The sequence below is a fragment of the Microbacterium sp. NPDC064978 genome, assembly GCF_044543605.1.
Classification (GTDB): Bacteria; Actinomycetota; Actinomycetes; order Actinomycetales; family Microbacteriaceae; genus Microbacterium; species Microbacterium meiriae.
Genome location: NZ_JBITWF010000003.1, coordinates 13,766 through 36,423, shown reverse-complemented (window position 1 = coordinate 36,423; position 22,658 = coordinate 13,766). Strand labels below are relative to the sequence as shown.

Below are 22,658 nucleotides of genomic sequence, written 5' to 3'. Positions count from 1 at the left end.
GAGCCATGCCCTTCGCGTCGCCTGTGCGGCGCGTTTTTCCTACCCCAGAGGAGCGAACGAAGCGATGTGCAGGCCTGGTCGTCGCGCGCCGATGCGCAGGATGAGCACCGGAAGACCACTTCTCCGCGAGATCGGGATCATCGGAGGGTGGCTCGCGATCGCGGCAGCGCTCGCCGGCTGCACGGCGATCCCGGCCGATGTCGACGGCACCCTCGACAGGACCCGCGACGGCCAGATCCGGGTCGGGATCACGCACAACCCGCCGTGGACGGACACGACCGATCCGTCGGACCCGGCCGGGGTCGAAGTGCGCCTCGTGGAGGAGTTCGCCGAGACGCTGGACGCGACCGTCGTCTGGACCGCCGACAGCGAGGCGAACCTGGCCGAGCGGTTGCACGACCATGCCCTCGACCTGGCCGTCGGCGGGTTCACCGACGACACCCCTTGGGTCGAGAAGGCGGCGATGACCGTCCCATTCGACGACGCGACGACCGCGGGCGAGACGAAGAAGCACGTGATGCTCACCGTTCTGGGGGAGAACCGGTTCCTCACCACCCTGGAGACCTTCCTGCTCGAACGAGGAGACGCGCGATGAGGGCTCATCCCGACCTTCCGCCCGCGCAGCAGGACACCCTGCGTCGAGCGATCCGCTACGAGTGGTTCACGCTCGCGTTCCTCGCAGTGGCGATCACCGGCGTCTACCTGGTCATGGGCAGCTCGCAGGCGATGAAGGCCGCGTGGATCGAGGACCTGCTCTCCCTCGCCCCGCCGATCGCCTTCCTCGTCGCCGTCCGCATCATCGCGAAGCCGCCGACCGTCAAATACCCGTACGGGTTCTTCCGCTCCGTCGGTGTGGCCCACCTCGTCGCCGGCGTCGCCCTGTTCGCGATGGGCGCGTTCCTCGTGGTCGATTCCGTCATCGGGCTGGTGAGCGGCGACCGGCCTCCGATCGGGTCGGTCCAGGTGTTCGGACACGTGATCTGGTCGGGCTGGCTGATGATGGGCATGATGGCGCTGACCATTCCGCTGCCGATCTACTTCGGGCGTGTGAAGATGCGCCTGGCCAAGGATCTGCACAACAAGGTCCTCTATGCCGATGCGGACATGAACAAGGCCGACTGGATGACCGCGGCCGGCTCGATCGTCGGGGTCGGCGGGATCGGGCTCGGGCTGTGGTGGGCGGACGCCGCCGCGGCGACCTTCATCGCGGGGAGCATCCTCTGGGACGGGTGGCGCAACACCCGCGCCGCGATCACCGACCTCATGGACACCAGGGCGACGACCTTCGACGACGAGAAGCCGCACCCCGACTCCCACGCCGTGCTGGACCACCTCCGCACCCTGCCCTGGGTCCGCGACGTCGCGGTGCGGACGAGGGATCAAGGCCAGTTCTTCCACGTCGAAGCGTTCATCGTGCCCGTCGACGATGCCCTGCCCTCCCTGGCCGACCTCGACCGCGCGCGCCAGGAGTGCCACGAGCTGGACTGGAAGCTCGTCGACGTCGTCCTCGTGCTCGTGCCCGAACTCGCCGACCATCTGACGCGGCGGGAGGACGAGGTCGAGGCATCGTCAGCGCAGGTTCGCCCGTCGCCGCACCCGTAGCAGGGCACCCGCGAGCAGGAGACCGAGCCCGGCCACCGTCAGCGCGCCCGTCATCGGCGTCGGCCCGGAGGCGGCGAGCCCTTCGCCCTCACCGCCGCCCTCGCCGCCTTCCTCGCCGCCGCCGTTGCTCGGCGACTCGACGGGGTCGTAGGTGTTCGTCACGGTCACCGCCACCGGGGTGGTCGCAGCGGCGTCCACCGTCACGGTCGCCGGTTCGATGGTCTGCGCGGCGAGCGTGACCGCGTCGTTGGCGCCGTCCGCGGACTCGCTGACCGTGCAGGTCGCGCCATCCGGCAGCCCGGAGAAGACGACGGGGTCGGCGGCCGTCGCTCCGGCGGGGATCGTGGCGGAGACGATGACGCCGGGTGCCGGGGCGGGCGTGCAGGCCAGGTCGATCGTGATGGCGCCCTGAAGTCCCGCGCCGTCACCGGTGATGATCTTCTGCACGGTGATCTCGCCGGAGGCGTAGGGCGTCGCCCGGACCCCGGCGCGGACCGGGAGCGTCGTCGTCTGCGCGAGGACCAGCTTCTGCGCTGCGGGTCTGTCCGAGGACTCCGGGTCGTAGAGATAGACCGTGCCCTGCGTCAGGGGCACCTGCGCCGTGATCCGGAAGCCGTTCACGGGTGCCGCGGGTCCGGTCCAGCGCGCCCAGAGCTGCGCCCCGGACGCGACAGCCGTGCCGACCGGAACGGGCTGGGTTCCGGCCTGATCGAGGAAGACCTCGACGCCCGCGGCGGCGTCGAGCGTGCCGCTGGCGGTGCCCGAGACGGTGAACGGTCCCACGATCGAGCCGTCTTCCGGGATCGTCGTCGTGCCGGGCTCGATGCCGAGCGTCGGCACCGACGGCTCCGGGAGACCTCCGCTGTCCAGCGCATCCTGGACGACAGCGGCCGTGGCGTTCCGGATGGTCGCGGTGGTGCCGGTGGCCAGGACGAATCCGTCACTGGAGTACCAGATCGCGCTCTGCACGGCCGCCACCTGCTGGGCGAGCGTGAGCCCGGAGATCGGGTTGCTCGTGTCGAACGGGAAGTAGTTGGTGAGGATGTAGTTGATGTAGTCGAGATTGGGCACGTTGGACTCGTCCCACTCGCCGATGTTGTAGCCCGCCCCGACGCCGGTCTCGGTACTGAAATCGATGCAGTACGCCGAGGCCGTCGCCCCCGAGACCGGATCGGCGATGGTGATCAGCTGGGGGCTCACGGCCTCCACGGAGGCCCCGGTCGCCGGATAGGGGCCGGGCGTGGGCCCCAGCGTCGTCAGCTCGCCGGTCACGTTCGTCGGGTACTGCGAGCCGGTGATGGTGACCTGCGTGAAGAAGCCGGCCCGCGGAAGCACCGGATCGGGATCCCACAGAGCCGATGCCGGCGTGGCTCCGAAGAGCACCATCGCCGCGGCGATGGCCGTCGCCAGAAGAGCCCCTGCCGTGCGCGTACGCGATCGCGTCGTCTCGGTGTGCATGGTGTCCCTCGATCTCGCCGATGATCCGAGTGACGGGTTCCCCGACCTGCGACAGCCCGCCGTTGGTCACCGACGATAGACACAGGCTCCTCCGGCGAAAAGGGGCTGAGCGATGTTCACCCGGGTGAGTCCCGGGACTCTCGCGCAAGCGAGCACCTTCTCGCGCAGCGGAGCGCCCGCCGGGGGAGGGAGTTGGGTGGCAGGCGCTCCGTCGGCCGCAGCGCGACCGGCAAGGCCCCCCGAGTCGATCGGTGCAGCACGTTCAGGATGAACCATGCGTACGGCCCGCGCAACGGGTGTGTCCGTCAGTGTCCGTGCGCGAGCTGCTGGACGAGCACGACGATGCCGCCGAGCCCGACGAGGATCCCCAGGGCGATGAGCTGCTGCCATCCGCTCACTCCCGTCCGGCGGACGGCGACGTATCCGATGAGTCCGAGGATCGCGACGTAGACGATCGACGCGATGGTCAGCGCCGTCCGCAGCTCGATCCATCCGAGCACGGCGACGAGGAGGACGAGCAGTGGCATCGCCGCCGATCCCAGCGCTGTACCGGTGAGCCGCAGCACATCCCGCAGCTCGGACCCTCGGGGGAAGCTGCCGTGCGCCGCAAGATGGGCGACCAGATCGGCGGCGAAGCCCGCGAGGGCGATGGCGACGATGCCGACGAGCAGAGTCACCGTGGCCTGCAGGGCGCTGGTGTGCTCCACGTTGGAGTTCTGCACGAGCACGATGGCGAGGCCCGTGAAGGTGGCGTACACCCGCTCCTTAATTGCGGCGCGGTCGTGCTCGGGCCGAGCGGCATCGGAGTCCGGCGTGCTCATGGGCGGGATGCTATCAAGACAGCCCTGCAGACCGAAGCGCATCGTCGAGCACCTTCGCGGCGGTCGGGATCGTGGGCCGGCCGTCCTCGATCTCCCAGAGCGTGTTCTGGAGGAGCCGCGCGCTCGTCCAGCGGGCCGCGCATGCGCGGTCGAGGTGGAGCATGTCGGAGAGGATGTCGAACCGACGACGCACGATGCGTGCCGCATCGGCGGTACGCGGGTCCCGGCTCCATCCACTGTCCAGAGCCGGCCACAGATCGAAGCCCGCGTCGCCGATGAGCGGCTCGGGGTCGATCGCCAGCCACGGCTCGCGCTCCGCGCCGAGGACATTGCCGAAGTGCAGGTCCCAGTGCAGAAACCGGCTGCCGGGCATCGCAGCGACGTCCGCGACGAGGTGCAGCCACCGGTCGAATCGTCGTCGGTCCTCGCCCGACAGCAGCACCGCCGCTCCCGTCGCATCGTTCAGCATCTGCGACACCACCGCCTCCAGGCGCGGAAGACCTGGCGGCGGGTCGACGCGGTGCAGGCGTTCGAGAAGGGAACCGACGACGCGCGTGGCATCGTCGTCCTCCATCGCCTCGAGGCTGCGCTCGGCATCGAGACGTTCGAGGAGCATCGCGCCTTGATCGGGGGCACTCGCGAGGAGCCGGACGATGGCTCGCCCGTCCCACCGCCCCAGCCCGACGACCGCCGCGTCGAACTCCGGCCCCGGCTGCTCCACCTTCACCACGGCGATGAGACCGTCCGTCCGCCGGACCGGGACGACGATCCCCGCTTCTCCGGACCGGAGGGGCCCGTCCGGAGAGAGACTCCACCTGTTCAGGACCTCCGCGGCGCGCGCATGCAGCGCTTCCTCGTGCGCCACGTCAGTCCAGGCGCGCGGACAGCTCCGCCGTGATCCGCGAGACCTGGGTCCGCGCCTCCGCCAATCGCCCGACCTCCTCGTCGAGCCCGGACCGCATGGACGGCGAGGCGCCGTGTGCGCGAGCGAGCTGCAGGTTGGCGCGGAGGTTCAGGGAGGCACCCGAGAGGCCGGCCTCCAGGGCCTCCGTCGCGACGGCGAGGTCCACGGCGAGGTGCGGGTTGCCGCGCGACGCGAGAGTGCGCGCCTCCGCGACCAGGGTGATACCGATGCGGCCGAGGCGCGCGACGGACGCAGCGGCGTCGAGGGCGGCGTTCCGCACCCTCTCCTCCCGTGCCGGGTCCTCCGGTGCCAGTGCGAGCGCGGCACCGAAGCCAGCCGACACCACGCCGTCCGCCTCGACGGCCTGCAGGAGCTCCGCGCGCACGGGGTCGAGGCGGCCGGTGCTCTCGGCGACAGCAGGATCCTCGCGGGTGTATCCGGCGACCATGCCCATCAGTGCCGCGGCCAGGCCGAGCATGACCCCCGACGCCGCACCTCCGCCAGGCGAACCGGTGGGCTGACTGAGCGCGTCGAGCCAGGCGTCCATCGGGCGGGACGTCGGGATGTCTGCAGAATCCGTCATGCCGGTCAGACTATCCGTGGGAAGGATGCAGTATGACGGCGGATCAGCGAGCGGTCCTCCGTGATCCGGCGCCGCGTCTCGCACGACTCCGGATGCATGCGTCTCTACGATGGACTCGTGCAGCTCGTCGACACCCTCTCCGTCGTCGGCGAGGTGCTGTCCTGGATCGGCCTCGGTATCGGCGTGCCGCTCCTCATCGTGGCCCTGCTGATCCGGCTCGTCGAGGGGCAGTGGATCCCCGTCGAGATCGCCGTGATCGATCGGGACGGCCGCCCCACCGCTCGCTGGTTCGCAGGCGGCGACTTCCACGAGAGACCGCTGCGCCGCAGCGAGCCCACGGCCACCACCGATGGATGGCTCGACGGGTTCCACAGCTCGAACGACTTGGCCCGCATCCGGATCGGTGAGCCGCCGCATCTGCGTCGGGTCCTGCGGACCGTCGGGGTGGTCTTCGCCGCGGTCGGTGCCGTCGGTCTGATCGTGTCCTTCCTCCCGCTGGTCCTCTGACGTCGCGCGCGGAAACCTCACGCCGTCGACGGTCGCTGCGAGGATGACCGGCGGAACGATTCCAGCGCGGTGCGATACGTGGCGGCGTCGTTCCGTACCGCATCGGTGACCAGGAGGGCGCGAGGACCGATCTGCCGGACGTACACCCCGCGGCACGGCAGCGTGACCACCTTCCCGAGGCCGCGCCGCCAGGCGTCGGCGAGCGTCGCCACGTCCCGGTGTTCAGGGCTGTCCGCGAGTGTCGTGCGGTTCGTCGCGAGGTGCGCGTCGGAGCCACGCCGCTCCCATTCGCGGTAGGCCGCGTCGTCGAAGACATCGTCTCCGAACTCATCCCGCGCCGTGGGGCCGACGAGCTGGCCGAGCAGCGTCTCCCGCTCATCCGGACCCATCGTCGGATCGAGGGCGCGGTCGAACAACGTCCGATCCGGCTCCGTCGCGGCGTGCGCGACAGCCTTGTCCCAGATCCGGGGCCAGACCTCCGCCCAGTGATCACGGGTCTGCGCGTCCACGGGCCGCTCCGCCTCCGCTGGCCGGTCGACCAGGAGCGGCGGGAGCGCGTCGTCGACAGGGACCAGCCCGTGCGCCTCCCGGACCCAGAGCAGTTCGAGCAGGGCGTGAGGGCGATCGTCGACGGTGATGATCATGTCGTGCGGCCACGGGTCCCCCGGCATCGGGGTCATCGATCGCATGCGCCCTCTGCTCCCCTGGTCGGCTGACCGCCGCCGCGGAGCACCGGGCCGACGACCCCTCGCAACGCGCTGACGTCCTCGTCATGTTCGGTGTTCATCGGCCACCCCTCCCCCGGCTCGCCCCTCATCTTCGCATCCTCCGATCGCGAGGAGCCGTGGTCACCGAGAACGACGCTTTCGTCGCGCGATCAGGCTGTGGCTAGGATCGCCCCGTGAGCCAGATCATCCCGTCACCCCGTCGCCGAGCCTTCGGATGCGGGGTCGCGGCCGCCGTCGTGGCGCTCGTCGGGATCGTGCCGACCGCGATCGTCTTCGTCCTGGCGGGGACGGCGGACCCGAACTACGGATGGCTGTTGTTCCTCACGCTGCCGCTCGCGGTCCTCTTCGGTGGCACCGCCGTCATCCTCGGCGTCATCGGGCTCGTCTTCGCCCGTGCCGACCGCGGCGGCTACGCGTGGCCGGTCGCGGGAACCGTGCTGGGGGCCGTGTCGGTCCTTCCCACCGCCGCGTTCCTCATGGGTGGCTGAACCGCCGCGAGCAGGGTGTCAGCCAGCCCCAACAACCCTCGCCCTCACTGCTTCCTGAAAAAGAGCCCTCGTGCGCCGGAACCCGCCCGCCAACAGACTGATGCTCGCGATGGCTGTGACCCTGGCGGCGTTCTTCGCCTGGGGGACACTCGTGCGTCCCCTGGTCGAGGGCGAGCTGCCTGTGCCGACATCGCTGGTGTTCGCGACGGGAGTGCTGCTCGCCGGCCTGATCATCTGGATCGTGCTCGGACGCATCCAACGACTGCAGCGCACCCAGCGGCGAGCACTGCGGGAGCGCGAGCCGCAGGCGCGAGCCTTCGGCTCCTACGCGCTCAACGGTGTTGCAGCCTACCTGTCACGTGCGATCCCCCTCCTCGGACTCGGCCCCGCCCCCCGCGGCCTGTTGACGGCGAGCCCCACGGGCGTCATCGACCCTTCGGGGTTCCGGGTGGTCCGCGGCGGGGACCGTCTCCTCACCGCATACAGCGTGCCGCGGGATCGGATCCAGGGCGTGACGAGAGGTGCCATCCAGGAGGGCGCCTTCCTCTACCCGACCCTCGAGATCGTGGTCTCGCAGGGAGCGGGACAGGCCACGATCCCGGTCCCGGTGACCAGGGACGACGCGCCGCTTCGCCGGGAGTCACCGGACGGCATGGACCGTTTGATCTCTGACGCGGCACGCATCTGGGGCGTTCCGGTGCTCGGCGACGGCGGCTGACGCGAGCGACTCCGTGACCGGAATCGACGCGCGAGCGCGGGCCGGTAGAGTACGGGAAACAGGGGGGAACATTTTGTCTGACGAGTCCATGGCGCAACGGCGCGACTACAACCCCGGACCGCGAGTGGGGATCACCTTCTCCACCTTCGACCTGCTGCACGCAGGGCACATCATGATGCTCGCCGAGGCGAAGCGGCAGTGCGACTACCTCATCGTCGGCCTGCAGATGGATCCGACCCTGGACCGCCCGGAGAAGAACGCGCCGACGCAGACGGTCGTGGAGCGCTACATCCAGCTTCGCGGCTGTCAGCACGTGGATGAGATCGTGCCGTACTCGACGGAGCAGGACCTCGAGGACATCCTTCGGTCCTTCAAGCTCGATGTGCGCATCGTCGGGGATGAGTACCGCGATCGGGACTTCACCGGCCGCGCGTACTGCGAGGAGAGTGGCATCGAGCTCTACTTCAACAGCCGAGACCATCGGTTCTCCAGCTCGGGCCTCCGGAGGATCGTCGCGGAGAAGGAAGCGGAGCGCGCCGCGGGTCACTGACCCGCGTTCCGCCTGTGGCGACCTCCGGTCATCGAACTCCGCGAAGAACAGGTGACGGATGCGCACATCGACAGCGTGGGGGTTGATCGCAGCGATGACCGCGGTCTCGCTCGTCGCCCTCGGCGTCGTCATGACCTACCGCTTCGCGACTCCGCTCGTCGATCCTGCCCCGCCGACGCCGGACTACGGGGTCCAGGCGCTCGTCGCCGGCGTGACGATGGCGGCAGTGGTGGTGGGTGGCCTCGGCGCGGGCGTGTACGCGACGAAACGCCAGGTCGCCCGAGGTCGCGTCGTCGGTTGGACGGCCGCCGCGATGCTCGCGGGCACCGTCCTGGGAGCGGTTCTGGCCTTCGTCCTGAGCGCACGCTGACGTCTGTGGCTCCGCGATCTCTGCCGCAACATGAGGGACACCCCCCTGCGTCTTATCTCACGCCAGCCTCACGGAGCCGGAACCAGCACGTCGCGTACGAGCGCATCAAGCTGCGCCGCCTCGAGGAATTGTCGAAGAGTGTGGCGCGCGGGCCCGGACGTGGTGCGGCGCCACACTGCGTGACGCCGCACAAGCGGGCTCAGAAGTCCCAGTCGTCGTCTTCCGTGGCCTCGGCCTTGCCGATGACGTACGACGAGCCCGACCCACTGAAGAAGTCGTGGTTCTCATCCGCGTTCGGCGAGAGCGCCGACAGGATGGCCGGGTTCACGTTGGTGACACTGGAGGGGAACATCGCCTCGTAGCCCAGGTTCATCAGAGCCTTGTTGGCGTTGTAGTGCAGGAACTTCTTGACGTCCTCGGTCAGGCCGACACCGTCGTAGAGGTCCTGCGTGTACTGCACCTCGTTGTCGTAGAGCTCGTACATGAGCGAGAACGTGTAGTCCTTGAGCTCATCGCGACGCGCCTGGGTCTCGTTCTCGAGCCCCTTCTGGAACTTGTAGCCGATGTAGTAGCCGTGCACGGCCTCGTCACGGATGATGAGGCGGATCAGGTCGGCCGTGTTCGTCAGCTTCGCCTTCGAGGACCAGTAGATCGGCAGGTAGAACCCCGAGTAGAACAGGAACGACTCCAGCAGGGTGGAGGCCACCTTGCGCTTGAGCGGGTCATCGCCCTGGTAGTAGTCCATGATGATCTGAGCCTTCTTCTGAAGGTTCGGGTTCTCCGTGGACCAGCGGAACGCCTCATCGATCTCCTTCGTCGACGCGAGGGTCGAGAAGATCGAGGAGTAGCTCTTCGCGTGCACCGACTCCATGAACGCGATGTTCGTGTACACGGCCTCTTCGTGAGGCGTGATCGCGTCGGGGATCAGCGACACCGCACCGACGGTGCCCTGGATCGTGTCGAGGAGCGTGAGCCCGGTGAACACCCGCATGGTGAGCAGCTGCTCGTCGGGGGTGAGCGTGTTCCACGACTGCACGTCGTTCGACAGCGGCACCTTCTCCGGCAGCCAGAAGTTGTTCACCAGACGGTTCCAGACCTCGAGGTCCTTGTCGTCCTGGATGCGGTTCCAGTTGATCGCCTGCACGCTGGAGACCAGCTTGAGCGGGGAGTGAGGAGTCATTCTTGTCCTAGTTCCTGGGTCACTGAGCCTGTCGAAGTGTCAGAGCATGCACGAGACGCACTCGGTCATGTCGGTGCCCTCGAGCGCCAGCTGACGCAGACGGATGTAGTAGATCGTCTTGATGCCCTTGCGCCATGCGTAGATCTGGGCCTTGTTGATGTCGCGCGTGGTGGCGGTGTCCTTGAAGAACAGCGTCAGCGACAGACCCTGGTCGACGTGCTGCGTGGCCGCGGCGTACGTGTCGATGACCTTCTCGTAGCCGATCTCGTACGCGTCCTGGTAGTACTCCAGGTTGTCGTTCGTCATGAACGCCGCCGGGTAGTAGACGCGACCGAGCTTGCCTTCCTTGCGGATCTCGATCTTCGAGGCGATCGGGTGGATCGAGGACGTCGAGTTGTTGATGTAGGAGATCGAGCCGGTCGGCGGCACGGCCTGCAGGTTCTGGTTGTAGATGCCGTGCTCCTGGATCGACGCTTTGAGCTGGACCCAGTCCTCCTGCGTCGGGATGTGCTTGCCCGCGAAGAGCTCCTTGACCTTCTCGGTCTCCGGCACCCAGGCGCGGTCGATGTACTTGTCGAAGAACTCGCCGGACGCGTAGGTGGAGTCGGCGAACCCGTCGAACGTCGTGCCGCGCTCGATCGCGAGCTGGTTCGAGGCGCGCAGCGCGTGGAACAGCACGGTGTAGAAGTAGATGTTCGTGAAGTCGACACCCTCCTCCGAGCCGTAGAACACGTGCTCGCGGGCGAGGTAGCCGTGCAGGTTCATCTGGCCGAGGCCGATCGCGTGCGACCGGTCGTTGCCGTCCTCGATCGAACGGACCGAGCCGATGTGGCTCTGGTCGCTGACCGCGGTGAGCGCGCGGATCGCGGTCTCGACCGTCTGGCCGAGGTCGTCGGCGTCCATCGACAGCGCGATGTTCATCGAGCCGAGGTTGCAGGAGATGTCCTTGCCGATCTCCTTGTACGACAGGTCGTCGTTGTAGGTGGTCGGCGTGTTCACCTGCAGGATCTCGCTGCAGAGGTTGGACATGTTGATGCGCCCCTTGATGGGGTTGGCCTTGTTGACCGTGTCCTCGAACATGACGTACGGGTAGCCGGACTCGAACTGGATCTCGGCGACGGTCTGGAAGAACTCGCGCGCGTTGATCTTGGTCTTCTTGATGCGCGGGTCGTCGACCATCTCGCGGTACTTCTCGGTGACCGAGATGTCGCCGAACGGAACGCCGTAGACCTTCTCCACGTCGTACGGCGAGAACAGGTACATGTCCTCGTCGTTCTTGGCGAGCTCGAACGTGATGTCCGGCACCACGACTCCGAGCGACAGCGTCTTGATGCGGATCTTCTCATCGGCGTTCTCGCGCTTGGTGTCGAGGAAGCGCATGATGTCGGGGTGGTGGGCGTTGAGGTACACCGCACCCGCCCCCTGACGCGCGCCGAGCTGGTTGGCGTAGCTGAAGCTGTCTTCGAGGAGCTTCATGACGGGGATGATGCCCGAGGACTGGTTCTCGATCTGCTTGATCGGGGCACCCGACTCGCGGATGTTCGACAGCAGCAGGGCCACGCCGCCGCCGCGCTTGGAGAGCTGCAGCGCGGAGTTGATGCCACGGGCGATCGACTCCATGTTGTCCTCGATGCGCAGCAGGAAGCAGCTGACGAGCTCGCCGCGCTGCGCCTTGCCCGCGTTGAGGAAGGTCGGGGTGGCCGGCTGGAAGCGACCGGAGATGATCTCCTCGACGAGGTTCACGGCGAGCTTCTCGTCGCCGTCCGCGAGGGCGAGCGCGGTCATCACGACGCGGTCCTCGAAGCGCTCGAGGTAGCGCTTGCCGTCGAACGTCTTCAGCGTGTAGCTCGTGTAGTACTTGAACGCGCCGAGGAACGTCTCGAAGCGGAACTTCTTCGAGTAGGCGAGGTCGTTGAGCTTCTGCACGAAGTCGAACGAGTACTTCTCGATGACGGCGCCCTCGTAGTACTCCTTCTCCACGAGGTAGTCCAGGCGCTCCTTGAGCGAGTGGAAGAACACCGTGTTCTGGTTCACGTGCTGCAGGAAGTACTCCCGCGCGGCGCGCTTGTCGGCGTCGAACTGGATCTTCCCGTTCGCGTCGTACAGGTTCAGCATCGCGTTGAGGGCGTGGTAGTCCAGACCCTCATACGCGGGGTTCACCTTGAATGCCACTGTCTCGGTCACTGAAGATTCCACCGTCGTTCCAATCCGTCGCTCACGCGATCCACGTCGTCCTGTGTGCCGAAGATCTCGAGCCGATACAAGTGAGGCACGTGACACTTGCGGCTGATGATGTCGCCGGCGAGGCAGAACGCGTCGCCGAAGTTGGTGTTGCCCGCGGAGATGACCCCGCGGATGTGACGCCGGTTGCGCTCGTCGTTGAGGAACCGGATCACCTGCTTGGGCACGGCCCCCTTCTCGACCCCGCGCCCGGCACCCCCGCCGTAGGTGGGGGTGACCAGGACGAAGGGCTCGTCGACGACGAGGTCCTCTTCGTTCCGGTGGAGGGGGATGCGTCGGGCGGGAAGCCCGAGCTTCTCGATGAAGCGCGCGGTGTTACCCGACACGCTCGAGAAGTAGACCAGGAGCGGCGCAGCGGTCGCGACGGCGCTCATAGCTCTCTCCTTGGGTTCCTGAGCCTGTCGAAGGGCCGGGTCGGTGAGCCTGTCGGACTACGCCAGGCGGGACGCGAGCTCGTCGATCTTGTCGGGACGGAAGCCCGACCAGTGGTCCTCGTCGGTGACGACGACGGGCGCCTGCATGTAGCCGAGTGCCTTGACCTGCTCCAGCGCCGTCGGGTCCTCCGACAGGTCGTGGATCTCGTACTCGATGCCCTTGGCATCCAGGGCACGGTAGGTCGCGTTGCACTGGACGCAGGAAGGCTTGGTGTACACCGTGATCGACATCTGAACCCCTCAAATCTCTGGTTTCTCCGGCAGACCTCCGCCGGGATCTCAATACTACATATAGGGACGGACATTCGGTGCGACCACAAGGGGTAGTAGTTACATCCGTGTAGTTTTTCCACCGCTCTCTACAGATACAACACAGGTTGTCCACCGTTTCTTCCACAGGCGGACCCCCTCTCCCGGGGTCGGCGACCCGCGGGAAATCGCGGCTGGGAGGAGCCTGGGAGAGATCCATCCACAGGAGGCACCCTACGAGGGGCATCCGACATCCCCAGGCCTGTGGAATTCGCCCATCGGCGTGTCCACGGCGTGTCGCGGCGTGTCCATCCCCGGCCCATCGCACCGACGTCCCCGCCGCCCGGTACCGTTGTCGGGTGGCGGGCTATCGGGATCTTCTTCGCACGCCGGGAGTGGGCCGCATGATCGCCGCCCAGCTCACCGCGCGCTTCCCCAACGGGATGATGTCCTTGGCGATCCTGCTGCACGTCGAGCAGCAGACCGGATCGTACGGATCGGCGGGCCTCGTGCTCGCCGCGACCAGTGTCGGCCAAGCGGTCGCCGGCCCCATCACCAGCCGGTGGATGGGCGCCTGGGGCATGCGACGCGTGCTGACCCTCACCCTGTCCGTCTGCGTCATCGCCGTACTCGGCCTGGGACTGCTGCCCCTCTCGGTCCCGGGATACATGGCCCTGGGCATGATCGCCGGCCTCTCGACGCCGCCGGTGCAGGCGGCCGTCCGCACCATCTACCCCAAGCTCGTGAACGCCGGTCAGCTCACCCCGCTGTTCTCCCTCGACGCGTCCCTGCAGGAGATCATCTGGGTGCTGGCGCCGGTCGTCATCACCCTCGTCTCCACCCAGGTCGGCACCATGGAGGGCCTGCTCCTGGTGGCGATCGTCCTCGTCGCCGGCGGTGCGTGGTTCATCCTCTCCCCCGAGGTCGGCCGCGTGCGCATCCCGCGCAGCCGCAACGCGCTGGGCACGGTCGTGCTCAAGCCGCCCGTGCTCCTCGCGACCGTCATCGGATTCCTGCTCATCGGCGCCTGCTCCGCGGTCGAGGTCGGCGTGGTCGCGACGTTCGAGCACGGCAGCCTCGCGGCGGGTCTCGTCCTCGCGGTCTTCTCCGCCGGCAGCCTGGCCGGCGGCCTCGCCTTCGGCCACATCCCGATCGGCCCCTGGGCGATGGCGCGCCGCCTGCTCATCGTCACGGTGGGCCTCGCCCTCACGATGGTCATGCTCAACGTCTACTGGCTGGGCGGCACGCTCATCCTCGCCGGCATCGGCATCGCCCCCGCCCTCGCGGTGCTGTTCGCCATCACCACGGCCAGCGTGAAGTTCAGCGAGACCGCCGAGGCCTTCGGCTGGGCGGGCACCGGGCAGCTCATCGGCGCCGCGGCCGGATCGGCGGTCGCCGGCTTCCTCGTCGACGTCGGCGACTGGCGCGGTGCGTACCTGGCCGCCACCATCTTCGCGGCGGTCGGACTGCTCGTCTCCATCGTGTTCGTGCGGTCCTTCCCCGATCTGCGTCACCGCGACGCCAGCCCCCATCCCGACACCGAGCCCCTGGCGGTCACCCCCTCATGAGCCCCTCCGTCCCGTCCTCCTCCCCCGCGATCGTGTGCGTCGGCGAGTCGATGGCCCTGATCACGCCGACCGGCGCCGACCTCACGACCGCCGACACCGCGTCGATCACCCACGCGGGTGCGGAGGCGAACGTCGCCGTCGGCGTCGCGGCCGCGGGCCATCGGGCTGTCTGGGCCTCTCGTCTCGGCGACGATCCTCTCGGCCGCCGCCTCTCCGCAGAGCTGGAGCAGCGTCGCGTCGAACTCTGGACCGAGGTCGACCCGGAGGCGCCGACCGGAGTGATGTTCAAGGATCCCGGCGTGGAGTCCTCGGCGGTCTACTACTATCGCCGCGGCTCGGCCGCCTCGCGCATGGCACCCGGGTTCCTGTCCCCCGCGCAGCTCGCCGGCGTCCGTATCGTGCACACCACGGGCATCACCCCGGCGCTGTCTGCGACCTGCCTGGCGATGGTCGACCGGCTCTTCGCGGACGCGCGCACCGCCGGAGCCGTCGTCTCCTTCGATGTGAACGACCGCCGGGCGCTGTGGAGCCCCGAGGAGGCGGCCGCGACCCTCGCGCGCCTGGCCGACGCCGCCGACATCGCCTTCGTCGGCCGTGACGAGGCCGAGCGCATCTGGGGCACCGCGACGGCCGCGGAGATCCGCGCGCACCTTCCGCACTGCGGTCTGCTCGTCGTCAAGGACGGCGACGTCGGCGCCACGGCCTTCGCCGGTGACGCGGACCCGGTCTTCGTGCCCGCGCCGACCGTGGACGTGGTGGAGCCCGTCGGTGCGGGGGACGCCTTCGCCTCCGGGTTCCTGGCCGCGACGCTCGACGGCGCCGACCTCGAGACCCGCCTGGCCGCAGGACACGAGGCCGCAGCGCGAGTGCTCCGCATCGCGGCCGACCTGCCGCCCCTGGAGCCGGCGCGCTGACTCCGCCCGCCGCGTCCTGGCGCGGTCGTAGGCTGGTGCCATGCCCGCTCCCGTCACCCTTCCCCGCCTGAGCTGGGGCGATCCCGCGGCGGGGCGACGCGCCCTTCTCGTGCACGGTCTCGGCTCGTCCGGCGCACTCATGTGGCGGCTCGGCGATGCTCTCGCGGCGGCCGGTTGGCACGCGACGGCGGTGGACCTGCGCGGCCACGGTGACGCCCCGCGGGCCCTCGACTACTCCGTCGCGGCGTATGCCGCGGATCTCGTCGCGACGCGGCCTGCCGGGTCGCGCGCCTGGGACGCCGTCGTCGGGCACTCGCTCGGCGGGGCGGCCGGTACGGTGGCCGCCGCCGACGACACGGGCTGGACGCACCGCCTGGTCCTCATCGACCCCGCGATCCACATCGTCCAGCGGGACGCGGCCATCGTCCGCCACAACCAGGAACGCGCCTTCGCCGACAACCGCCTCGACGCCGTGCGGCAGGAGCATCCGCACTGGCACCCGCAGGACCAGGAGCTCAAGGTCGACGCCGTCCGGCGGGCGAGTGCGTGGGCGGTCGAGCAGACCAGCGCCCAGAATCAGCCGTGGGACGTCCGCGGACACGCGGCCCGCCTGACCGTGCCCACGCACGTGATCGGCGGCGACCCCGCCGTCTACAGCATCTTCACCGGAGCCCTCGCCGACGAGGTGCTCGCGAGCAACCCCCGCATCTCCCTGTCGGTCGTGGCCGGCGCCGGCCACTCGGTGCATCGCGACCGCCCGGAGGAATCGATCCGACAGCTCCTGGAGGCTCTGGCATGAACGACTTCGACCCGTCGGCGTATCTCCCCGACGACCTGCTCGACCGCATCCGCGAACGGGCGCCGATCCACGACCGGGAGAACACCTTCCCCCAGGCGGACCTCGACGAGCTCCGCGCAGCTGGCTACCTGTCCATCCTCGTGCCCCGGGAGCGCGGCGGCGCGGGACTCGGCCTGGAGCAGGCGGCCGTCCTCCAGCAGCGGCTCGCCGGCGCCGCGCCCGCAACGGCCCTGGCGATCAACATGCACCTGGTCTGGACCGGCGTGGCCAAGGTCTTCTCGGATCGCGGGGTCCCCGGTCTCGAGTTCGTGCAGGACGGCGCCGTGGCCGGAGAGGTCTTCGCGTTCGGCATCAGCGAGGGCGGCAACGACCTCGTGCTGTTCGGGAGCGACACGGCGGCGGTCCCGGACGGCGGCGGCGGCTACGCCTTCACCGGCACCAAGATCTTCACCTCGCTCGCCCCCGTGTGGACGAAGCTCGGCCTGCACGGCCTCGACACCACGAGCCCGGACGCGCCGAAGCTCGTGTTCGCCTTCGTCGACCGCACGTCCGCGGTCACCACTGCGGATGACTGGGACACCCTCGGCATGCGCGGCACACAGAGCCGGACCACGCGGCTCGACGGCGCCGTCGCGGATGCGGCGCACGTGGTGCGGCGCATCGACCCGGGACCCAGCCCGGACCCGATCGTCTTCGGCATCTTCTCCGTCTTCGAGATCCTCCTCGCCTCCGTCTACACCGGCATCGCGCGCCGGGCCCTCGAGCTGGCCGTGGCGGCGGCGCACCGACGTCGCTCGAAGAAGAGCGGCACCGCGTACAGCCAGGATCCGGACATCCGCTGGCGTATCGCCGACATGGCCCTCGCCTACGACGCGCTCCCGCCGCAGATCGCCGCCCTCGCCCGCGACGTGGATGAGCGCGCGGACCGCGGCGCCGGCTGGTTCCCCGCGCTCTCGGGAGTCAAGCACCGGGCGGTGACGATGGCCAAGCAGGTGGTCGACGAGGCGATGCTGGTGGCCGGTGGCGGCTCGTACTTCTCCGGCAACGAGCTCTCCCGGCTGTACCGCGACGTCCTCGCCGGGGCGTTCCACCCCTCCGACCCCGAGTCGGCGCACGCCACAGCGGCGAGCGCCTGGCTCGGCCCGATCGAGGCCTGATCGGCGCACGCGGACCCCGTTGTCCGCGATCGTCCGCAGTGCCAGGATCGCACCATGGCACCGTCGAAGAAGGACCACACCCTCGACGCGATCTCCAAGACCATCGTCGAGATGCTGCAGGAGGACGGCCGCCGCTCGTACTCCGGGATCGGCCGCATCGTGGGGCTGAGCGAGGCCGCCGTCCGCCAGCGGGTGCAGCGCCTCACCGAGTCGGGCATCATGCAGATCGTCGCGGTGACGGATCCGATGCAGCTCGGCTTCCACCGGCAGGCGATGGTGGGCGTCAAGGTCGCCGGCGACGCGCGGGGCGTGGCCGAGGCGATCGCCGACATCGACGAGGTCGACTACGTCGTGATCACGGTCGGATCGTTCGATGTGCTCGTCGAGGCGGTGTGCGAGGACGACGACCATCTGCTGGCGCTCGTCAACGACCGCATCCGTCCGATCCAGGGCGTGGTGTCGACGGAGACCTTCATCTACGCGAAGCTCCAGAAGCAGCAGTTCGCCTGGGGCACACGCTGACCGTCCCGCTCAGAGCGGCGGCGCCGTATCACGACGGCGGGCGAGCAGGGCGAGGTGCAGGGCGGCGAGGGTCTCCCCGTCGTCCAGATCCGCGCCCAGCAGGTCGCCGATGAGCGCGAGGCGCTGATAGAACACCGAGCGGGAGAGGTGGCTCGCGGCCGCCGCGGCGGAGCGGTTGCCCGGGTGCGCCACGAGAGCGGCGAGCACGGCGAGCAGATCGCCTCGGCGATCCCTGTCGTGACGCACGAGCGGATCCAGCATCTGCTCGCTGTGCGCCTGGAGTCGCCGATCGTCGCGCAGGGCGGACACGAGGCGCTCGAGCGGCCGGTCGGCGACGCGGCGGACCGGCGGCACGTCACCCCCGGACGGCCGCGCGGCGAGGTCGAGCGCGGCACGGGTCGAGGCCAGGAGTCCGAGCACGCCTTCGGCGCTCGGACCGAGGATCGCGGGCGCACCGCCGGAGAGGTGGCGGACGGCCGCATCGGACAGGGCGCCGACGCCGGTCGCGACGAGCAGCACCACGTCGGCGCCGCGCCGCGAGCCCACCGCAGCCAGACCGGCCGCACGCGCACGGGCGACCAGCCGGTCCGATGCCTCGTCGGTGCGGAACACGAGCCCGGTGCCGGTGGTGCCCGCGAGATCCAGCCCGAGCCGCCGGAGCCGGACCTCGACATCCTCCTCACGGGCGAAGCGCGCGCCGAGGAGATCCTCGATGAGGCTGCGGTGCGCGAGCACGGTCCACGCGCCTTCCCCGTCGGCGAGGCAACCGAAGGCGAGGGCGGTCGCCCCCAGCTCCAAGACGGTGGCGCGACCGGCGGGATGCGGTGGACCGTCCGCCGCGATGAGCCAGCCCCAGCGCACACCGCGCGCCTGCACCGGCACACGGTCACCGCCATCCGGGCCGGGCGGACGGAGAGCCTGGCCGACCGGAACGCGGAGAGCTTCGACGGCGACGACCTCTCCTGCCAGGTTCTCGAGGTGGACGGGGACGTCGAGCGCACGGGCGACCTCCGACACGATGAGGTCGGCCGGTGCGCCACGGAGGCTGAGGGCGGTGAAGAGATCATGCAGACGCTGCCGTTCGCGGAGCGCCGCGGTCTGCGCTTCGATCAGCGCCCGGTGCACGGCCTCGGTCACCGCGACGAACTTCACCTCCACCGCGAGCGCGACGAGGGCGAGACCGGCGGCGGCGCAGGCCTCGATGACCGCGTCCGGGACGCGGGACATCCGCGGGCCGAGTTCGATCACGATGCCCGAGACCCCGATCGCCGCCAGCTCCGCCACGAGCACGCGCAGTGCTGCGGTGCCGGTCGGCCAGGCGGCGCCGGTCGTGAGCAGCAGCTCGCCGCCGTCGAGCAGGCGGGCGACGTCGGCGCTGTCCGAGACGTGGACCCACCGCACCCCGGCCTCGAGTGCCGGGCCGCCGACAAGGACGGTCGGCGCTCCCTCCTGGACCGCGGGAAGAGCGAGGACGTCCCCGACGAGCAGCGCCGACGAGCGCCGATCCGGACGGTCTGTCCGACCGAAGAAGAACTCCTGACGCTCTGCCACTCTGCACGGGCTCCGTTCTCTGTGAGCATGGGCCGAGCCCCAGCGTAGCGACCCTCGGTCAGAGTGTGCGATACGCGATCCACTGCGAAGGAGCACCTGTGAACACCGTCCGTCATCTCATCAACGGCACCGAGACGGCCGCTGCGGCGCGCCGCGGCCCCGTCTTCGACCCGGCGACAGGAGCCGTCACGAAGGAGGTCGCCTTCGCCTCGGCCGCCGAGGTCGACGCCGCCGTCGCCGCCGCGGCTGCGGCACTCCCGGCGTGGCGGGAGACGAGCCTCATCAAACGCGCCGATGTGTTCTTCCGGCTCCGCCAGCTCCTCACGGAGCGCACGGACGAGCTGGCGGCGATCGTCACGTCCGAGCACGGCAAGGTCCTGTCCGACGCGGCCGGCGAGGTGTCCCGGGGCATCGAGAACGTCGAGTTCGCGGCCGGCCTCGTACATCTGCTCAAGGGCGAGCGCAGCGAGCAGGTCGCCCGCGGGGTCGACGTGCACTCCGTCAAGCAGCCGGTCGGGGTGGTCGCCGCCATCACCCCGTTCAACTTCCCGGTCATGGTGCCGCTGTGGATGGTCGCCTCGGCCATCGCCTGCGGCAACACCGTCGTCCTCAAGCCCAGTGAGAAGGATCCGTCCGCCGCGGTGTGGCTCGCACGGCTGTTCCACGAGGCGGGCCTGCCGGACGGCGTCCTCAACGTCGTGCACGGCGACCGGGAGGCCGTCGACGCGCTTCTCGAGTCCCCGCGGGTGCAGGCGGTGAGCTTCGTCGGATCGACGCCCATCGCCCGGGCGATCTACCAGCGGGCGTCTGCCGCCGGGAAGCGCGTCCAAGCGCTCGGTGGCGCGAAGAACCACATGGTCGTGATGCCCGACGCCGACATCGACGCGGCCGCCGACGCCGCCGTCTCCGCGGCCTACGGCTCCGCGGGCGAACGCTGCATGGCGGTGTCCGTGCTCGTGGCCGTGGGCGACATCGCCGACGACCTCGTCGCCGCGATCGCCCGCCGCATCGACGGCCTCTCGATCGGCCCCGGCACGGACCCGGCGAGCGCGATGGGCCCGCTCATCACCGCGGAGCACCGCGATCGCGTCGCGTCCTATGTCGCGGGAGCCCCCGGAGAGGGCGCCAGGGTCGTCGTCGACGGCACGAGCGCGGAGTTCGACGGCGACGGCTTCTTCCTCGGCGTGAGCCTGATCGACGACGTCACCCCTGGCATGCGCGTCTATGACGACGAGATCTTCGGCCCGGTCCTGTCCGTCGTGCGCGTGGGCTCCTACGCGGAGGCCGTCGCGTTGGTCAACGCGAACGCCTACGGCAACGGCACGGCGATCTTCACGCGCGACGGCGGGACGGCACGGCAGTACGAGTTCGACATCGAGGTCGGCATGGTCGGCGTCAACGTCCCGATCCCGGTGCCCGTCGGCGCGTACTCCTTCGGCGGGTGGAAGGACTCCCTCTTCGGCGACGCGCACATCTACGGCCCGGAGTCCGTGCACTTCTACACGCGGTCGAAGGTCGTGACGACGCGGTGGCCCGACCACACCCCGTCGCAGATCGACCTCGGCTTCCCGAGCAACCACTGACGAGGAGCGATCACGATGACGACCTTCACCGACCGCCACGGGGTCTCCTCCCCCCTCCCCGCCCCCGACGCCGAAGCGCAGGTGCACGCCGACGACCGCGCCCACGTCTTCCACTCCTGGAGCGCCCAGGCGCTGATCGACCCGTTGCCGGTCGCCGCCGGCCAGGGCTCGACGTTCTGGGACTACGAGGGCACCGCCTACCTCGACTTCTCCAGCCAGCTCGTGAACCTCAACCTCGGCCATCAGCACCCGGACCTCGTCGCCGCGATCCAGCGGCAGGCCGGGCGGCTCGCGACCATCCAGCCGTCGATGGCCAATGATGTGCGGGGTGAGCTCGCGCGCCTCATCGCCGAGGTCGCCCCGGACGGCTTCGAGAAGGTGTTCTTCACGAACGGCGGCGCGGAGGCGAATGAGTACGCGGTGCGCATGGCCCGGCAGGCCACGGGCCGCCGGAAGGTGCTGTCGATGTACCGCAGCTACCACGGCTCCACCGCCACCGCGATCTCCCTCACCGGCGACCCCCGTCGCTGGGCGAACGACGTCACGGACACCGGCGCCGTGCGGTTCTTCGGCCCGTACCTGTACCGCTCCCCGTTCCACAGCGAGACGCCGGAGCAGGAGACCGAGCGCGCCCTCGCGCATCTGGAGCAGACCATCCAGCTCGAGGGCCCGCAGACGATCGCCGCGATCATCGTCGAGACGGTGGTCGGCACCAACGGCGTGCTGCTTCCGCCGCCCGGCTATCTGCCCGGGGTGCGCGCGCTGTGCGACCGCTACGGGATCGTCTTCATCGCCGACGAGGTGATGGTGGGGTTCGGCCGGCTCGGCGAATGGTTCGGCATCGACGCCTTCGAGGGGCGCCCCGATCTGATCACCTTCGCGAAGGGGGTGAACTCGGGCTACGTCCCGCTCGGCGGCGTCGTGATCTCGGACCGCATCGCCGCAGCCTTCGACACCGTTCCGTTCGCGGGCGGGCTCACGTACTCCGGGCACCCTCTCGCCTGCGCGGCCGGTGTCGCCACATTCGAGGTGTTCCGCCGCGACGGCATCCTGGAACGCGTACGCGACCTCGGCGAGCGGATCGTCGGCCCGACGCTGCACGCGTGGGCATCGTCGCATCCGAGCGTGGGCGAGGTGCGCGGCCGCGGCCTGTTCTGGGCGGTGGAGCTCGTGCGGGACCAGCAGACCAGGGAGCCGCTGGTGCCGTTCAACGCGACCGGTACCGATGCCGCGCCGATGACCGCGTTCGCAGCCGCCGCGAAGCGGGCAGGAATCTGGCCCTTCACGCACTTCCACCGCGTGCACATCGCCCCGCCGCTGGTGATCGAGGAGGCGGAGCTGGTGCGGGGACTGGCCGGGATCGAGGAGGCGCTGACGGTCGCCGACGGGTACGCGGTCGGCTGAGAGGCGCCCCCCGCCGGACGCTACTTGCGGTCGAAGTCGAACGCCTTGAGGAGCTCGCCGACGGCCTTGTCGCGCTCCTCGCCGCCGTCCTCGAACATGTGGGTGACGTGCGTGCGCAGGTGGTTCTCCAACAGCAGACGGTTGAGCGACTCGAGGGAGCGCTGGATCGCGCGGGACTGCGTGATGATGTCCATGCAGTACTCCTCGTTCTCGATCATCCGCGCGACACCGCGCATCTGACCCTCGAGGATGCTGGTGCGGTGCAGAGCGCGCTTCTTGATGTCTTCGATCACGTATCGAGGCTACTCGCCCCGTGAAAGGATGACG

The 22,658-nt window shown here is 69.5% G+C and carries 25 protein-coding genes; 14 read left to right on the top strand and 11 right to left on the bottom strand.

The window, feature by feature from the left end; translation table 11 throughout:
• Window positions 1-100 precede the first annotated feature (100 nt).
• Entirely contained in the window at window positions 101-595 is a 495-nt protein-coding gene (locus ACIGJI_RS10090) for a transporter substrate-binding domain-containing protein (RefSeq protein ID WP_363446580.1), read from the top strand.
• On the top strand, window positions 592-1,602 hold the full coding sequence (locus tag ACIGJI_RS10085) for a cation transporter (protein WP_363446578.1): 1,011 nt from the start codon (window positions 592-594) through the stop codon (window positions 1,600-1,602). The genes ACIGJI_RS10090 and ACIGJI_RS10085 overlap by 4 nt, the downstream gene beginning before the upstream one ends.
• Here ACIGJI_RS10085 and ACIGJI_RS10080 read toward each other — a convergent pair.
• The 4 genes from ACIGJI_RS10080 to ACIGJI_RS10065 all read right to left on the bottom strand — a co-directional run bounded on the left by ACIGJI_RS10080 (window position 1,570) and on the right by ACIGJI_RS10065 (window position 5,368).
• Window positions 1,570-3,060, bottom strand: coding sequence for a thioester domain-containing protein (locus tag ACIGJI_RS10080; RefSeq protein WP_366244124.1), 1,491 nt, complete (start codon window positions 3,058-3,060; stop codon window positions 1,570-1,572). The two genes, ACIGJI_RS10085 and ACIGJI_RS10080, sit on opposite strands and share 33 nt — an antisense overlap.
• 305 nt (window positions 3,061-3,365) lie before the next feature.
• Window positions 3,366-3,881 (bottom strand): hypothetical protein, encoded by a 516-nt coding sequence (locus ACIGJI_RS10075; protein WP_280568104.1) that lies wholly within the window; start codon window positions 3,879-3,881, stop codon window positions 3,366-3,368.
• Window positions 3,882-3,894: 13 nt separating this feature from the next.
• Window positions 3,895-4,746, bottom strand: a complete 852-nt coding sequence (locus ACIGJI_RS10070) for an aminoglycoside phosphotransferase family protein (protein ID WP_363446575.1) — start codon at window positions 4,744-4,746, stop codon at window positions 3,895-3,897.
• A 1-nt stretch (window position 4,747) separates the two neighbouring features.
• Entirely contained in the window at window positions 4,748-5,368 is a 621-nt protein-coding gene (locus ACIGJI_RS10065) for a cyclodeaminase/cyclohydrolase family protein (RefSeq protein ID WP_363446573.1), read from the bottom strand.
• Window positions 5,369-5,464: 96 nt separating this feature from the next.
• Here ACIGJI_RS10065 and ACIGJI_RS10060 point away from each other — a divergent pair, with 96 nt between their 5' ends.
• Entirely contained in the window at window positions 5,465-5,875 is a 411-nt protein-coding gene (locus ACIGJI_RS10060) for a hypothetical protein (RefSeq protein WP_363446571.1), read from the top strand.
• 17 nt (window positions 5,876-5,892) lie between these two features.
• Here ACIGJI_RS10060 and ACIGJI_RS10055 read toward each other — a convergent pair whose 3' ends face one another.
• The gene (locus tag ACIGJI_RS10055) at window positions 5,893-6,564 is read right to left on the bottom strand and encodes a hypothetical protein (RefSeq protein ID WP_363446569.1); all 672 of its coding nucleotides are present in this window, start codon (window positions 6,562-6,564) and stop codon (window positions 5,893-5,895) included.
• 212 nt (window positions 6,565-6,776) lie between these two features.
• Between ACIGJI_RS10055 and ACIGJI_RS10050 the strand changes: the two genes are divergently transcribed.
• The 4 genes from ACIGJI_RS10050 (at window position 6,777) to ACIGJI_RS10035 (ending at window position 8,729) form a co-directional block, all read left to right on the top strand.
• Window positions 6,777-7,091 carry a hypothetical protein gene (locus ACIGJI_RS10050; protein ID WP_363446567.1) on the top strand — a complete coding sequence of 105 codons (315 nt, stop codon included), beginning with the start codon at window positions 6,777-6,779 and terminating at the stop codon, window positions 7,089-7,091.
• Between the two features lie 109 nt (window positions 7,092-7,200).
• Window positions 7,201-7,809, top strand: coding sequence for a hypothetical protein (locus ACIGJI_RS10045; RefSeq protein ID WP_363446565.1), 609 nt, complete (start codon window positions 7,201-7,203; stop codon window positions 7,807-7,809).
• A gap of 73 nt (window positions 7,810-7,882) precedes the next feature.
• Entirely contained in the window at window positions 7,883-8,359 is a 477-nt protein-coding gene (locus tag ACIGJI_RS10040) for an adenylyltransferase/cytidyltransferase family protein (RefSeq protein ID WP_259954064.1), read from the top strand.
• A 58-nt stretch (window positions 8,360-8,417) separates the two neighbouring features.
• Complete coding sequence (locus tag ACIGJI_RS10035; RefSeq protein WP_259962771.1) at window positions 8,418-8,729, top strand: hypothetical protein; 312 nt, start codon at window positions 8,418-8,420, stop codon at window positions 8,727-8,729.
• 199 nt (window positions 8,730-8,928) lie between these two features.
• Here the strand turns inward: ACIGJI_RS10035 and nrdF are convergent, their stop codons facing one another.
• Genes nrdF through nrdH form a run of 4 tightly spaced genes read right to left on the bottom strand, consistent with a single transcriptional unit; the run spans window position 8,929 to window position 12,815 of the window.
• Complete coding sequence (nrdF, locus tag ACIGJI_RS10030; RefSeq protein WP_363446563.1) at window positions 8,929-9,909, bottom strand: class 1b ribonucleoside-diphosphate reductase subunit beta; 981 nt, start codon at window positions 9,907-9,909, stop codon at window positions 8,929-8,931.
• A gap of 39 nt (window positions 9,910-9,948) precedes the next feature.
• On the bottom strand, window positions 9,949-12,093 hold the full coding sequence (gene nrdE, locus ACIGJI_RS10025) for a class 1b ribonucleoside-diphosphate reductase subunit alpha (RefSeq protein ID WP_060922464.1): 2,145 nt from the start codon (window positions 12,091-12,093) through the stop codon (window positions 9,949-9,951).
• Window positions 12,090-12,524, bottom strand: coding sequence for a class Ib ribonucleoside-diphosphate reductase assembly flavoprotein NrdI (gene nrdI, locus ACIGJI_RS10020; protein WP_060922465.1), 435 nt, complete (start codon window positions 12,522-12,524; stop codon window positions 12,090-12,092). Before nrdI ends, nrdE begins: the two co-directional genes overlap by 4 nt.
• A 57-nt stretch (window positions 12,525-12,581) precedes the next feature.
• On the bottom strand, window positions 12,582-12,815 hold the full coding sequence (gene nrdH, locus ACIGJI_RS10015) for a glutaredoxin-like protein NrdH (protein ID WP_017202656.1): 234 nt from the start codon (window positions 12,813-12,815) through the stop codon (window positions 12,582-12,584).
• A gap of 422 nt (window positions 12,816-13,237) precedes the next feature.
• On the opposite strand from nrdH, the gene ACIGJI_RS10010 reads away from it, so the two are divergent.
• From ACIGJI_RS10010 to ACIGJI_RS09990, 5 genes are read left to right on the top strand one after another with little or no spacing between them, the layout of a single operon-like run.
• Window positions 13,238-14,401 (top strand): MFS transporter, encoded by a 1,164-nt coding sequence (locus ACIGJI_RS10010; RefSeq protein WP_268776580.1) that lies wholly within the window; start codon window positions 13,238-13,240, stop codon window positions 14,399-14,401.
• Window positions 14,398-15,315, top strand: coding sequence for a sugar kinase (locus ACIGJI_RS10005; RefSeq protein WP_187662409.1), 918 nt, complete (start codon window positions 14,398-14,400; stop codon window positions 15,313-15,315). The genes ACIGJI_RS10010 and ACIGJI_RS10005 overlap by 4 nt, the downstream gene beginning before the upstream one ends.
• Before the next feature lie 40 nt (window positions 15,316-15,355).
• Window positions 15,356-16,114 carry an alpha/beta fold hydrolase gene (locus tag ACIGJI_RS10000; RefSeq protein WP_259954067.1) on the top strand — a complete coding sequence of 253 codons (759 nt, stop codon included), beginning with the start codon at window positions 15,356-15,358 and terminating at the stop codon, window positions 16,112-16,114.
• Complete coding sequence (locus ACIGJI_RS09995) at window positions 16,111-17,271, top strand: acyl-CoA dehydrogenase family protein (protein WP_187662411.1); 1,161 nt, start codon at window positions 16,111-16,113, stop codon at window positions 17,269-17,271. Before ACIGJI_RS10000 ends, ACIGJI_RS09995 begins: the two co-directional genes overlap by 4 nt.
• 54 nt (window positions 17,272-17,325) lie before the next feature.
• On the top strand, window positions 17,326-17,793 hold the full coding sequence (locus ACIGJI_RS09990) for an Lrp/AsnC family transcriptional regulator (RefSeq protein ID WP_363446560.1): 468 nt from the start codon (window positions 17,326-17,328) through the stop codon (window positions 17,791-17,793).
• A gap of 9 nt (window positions 17,794-17,802) precedes the next feature.
• Here ACIGJI_RS09990 and ACIGJI_RS09985 read toward each other — a convergent pair whose 3' ends face one another.
• Window positions 17,803-19,344, bottom strand: a complete 1,542-nt coding sequence (locus tag ACIGJI_RS09985) for a PucR family transcriptional regulator (protein ID WP_259954068.1) — start codon at window positions 19,342-19,344, stop codon at window positions 17,803-17,805.
• Window positions 19,345-19,442: 98 nt separating this feature from the next.
• On the opposite strand from ACIGJI_RS09985, the gene ACIGJI_RS09980 reads away from it, so the two are divergent.
• Both ACIGJI_RS09980 and ACIGJI_RS09975 read left to right on the top strand, forming a co-directional pair.
• Window positions 19,443-20,927 (top strand): CoA-acylating methylmalonate-semialdehyde dehydrogenase, encoded by a 1,485-nt coding sequence (locus ACIGJI_RS09980; protein ID WP_259954069.1) that lies wholly within the window; start codon window positions 19,443-19,445, stop codon window positions 20,925-20,927.
• A 15-nt stretch (window positions 20,928-20,942) separates the two neighbouring features.
• Window positions 20,943-22,331 (top strand): aspartate aminotransferase family protein, encoded by a 1,389-nt coding sequence (locus ACIGJI_RS09975; RefSeq protein WP_363446557.1) that lies wholly within the window; start codon window positions 20,943-20,945, stop codon window positions 22,329-22,331.
• A gap of 20 nt (window positions 22,332-22,351) precedes the next feature.
• Here ACIGJI_RS09975 and ACIGJI_RS09970 read toward each other — a convergent pair whose 3' ends face one another.
• On the bottom strand, window positions 22,352-22,624 hold the full coding sequence (locus tag ACIGJI_RS09970; RefSeq protein ID WP_025102619.1) for a metal-sensitive transcriptional regulator: 273 nt from the start codon (window positions 22,622-22,624) through the stop codon (window positions 22,352-22,354).
• Between the last annotated feature and the right edge of the window lie 34 nt (window positions 22,625-22,658).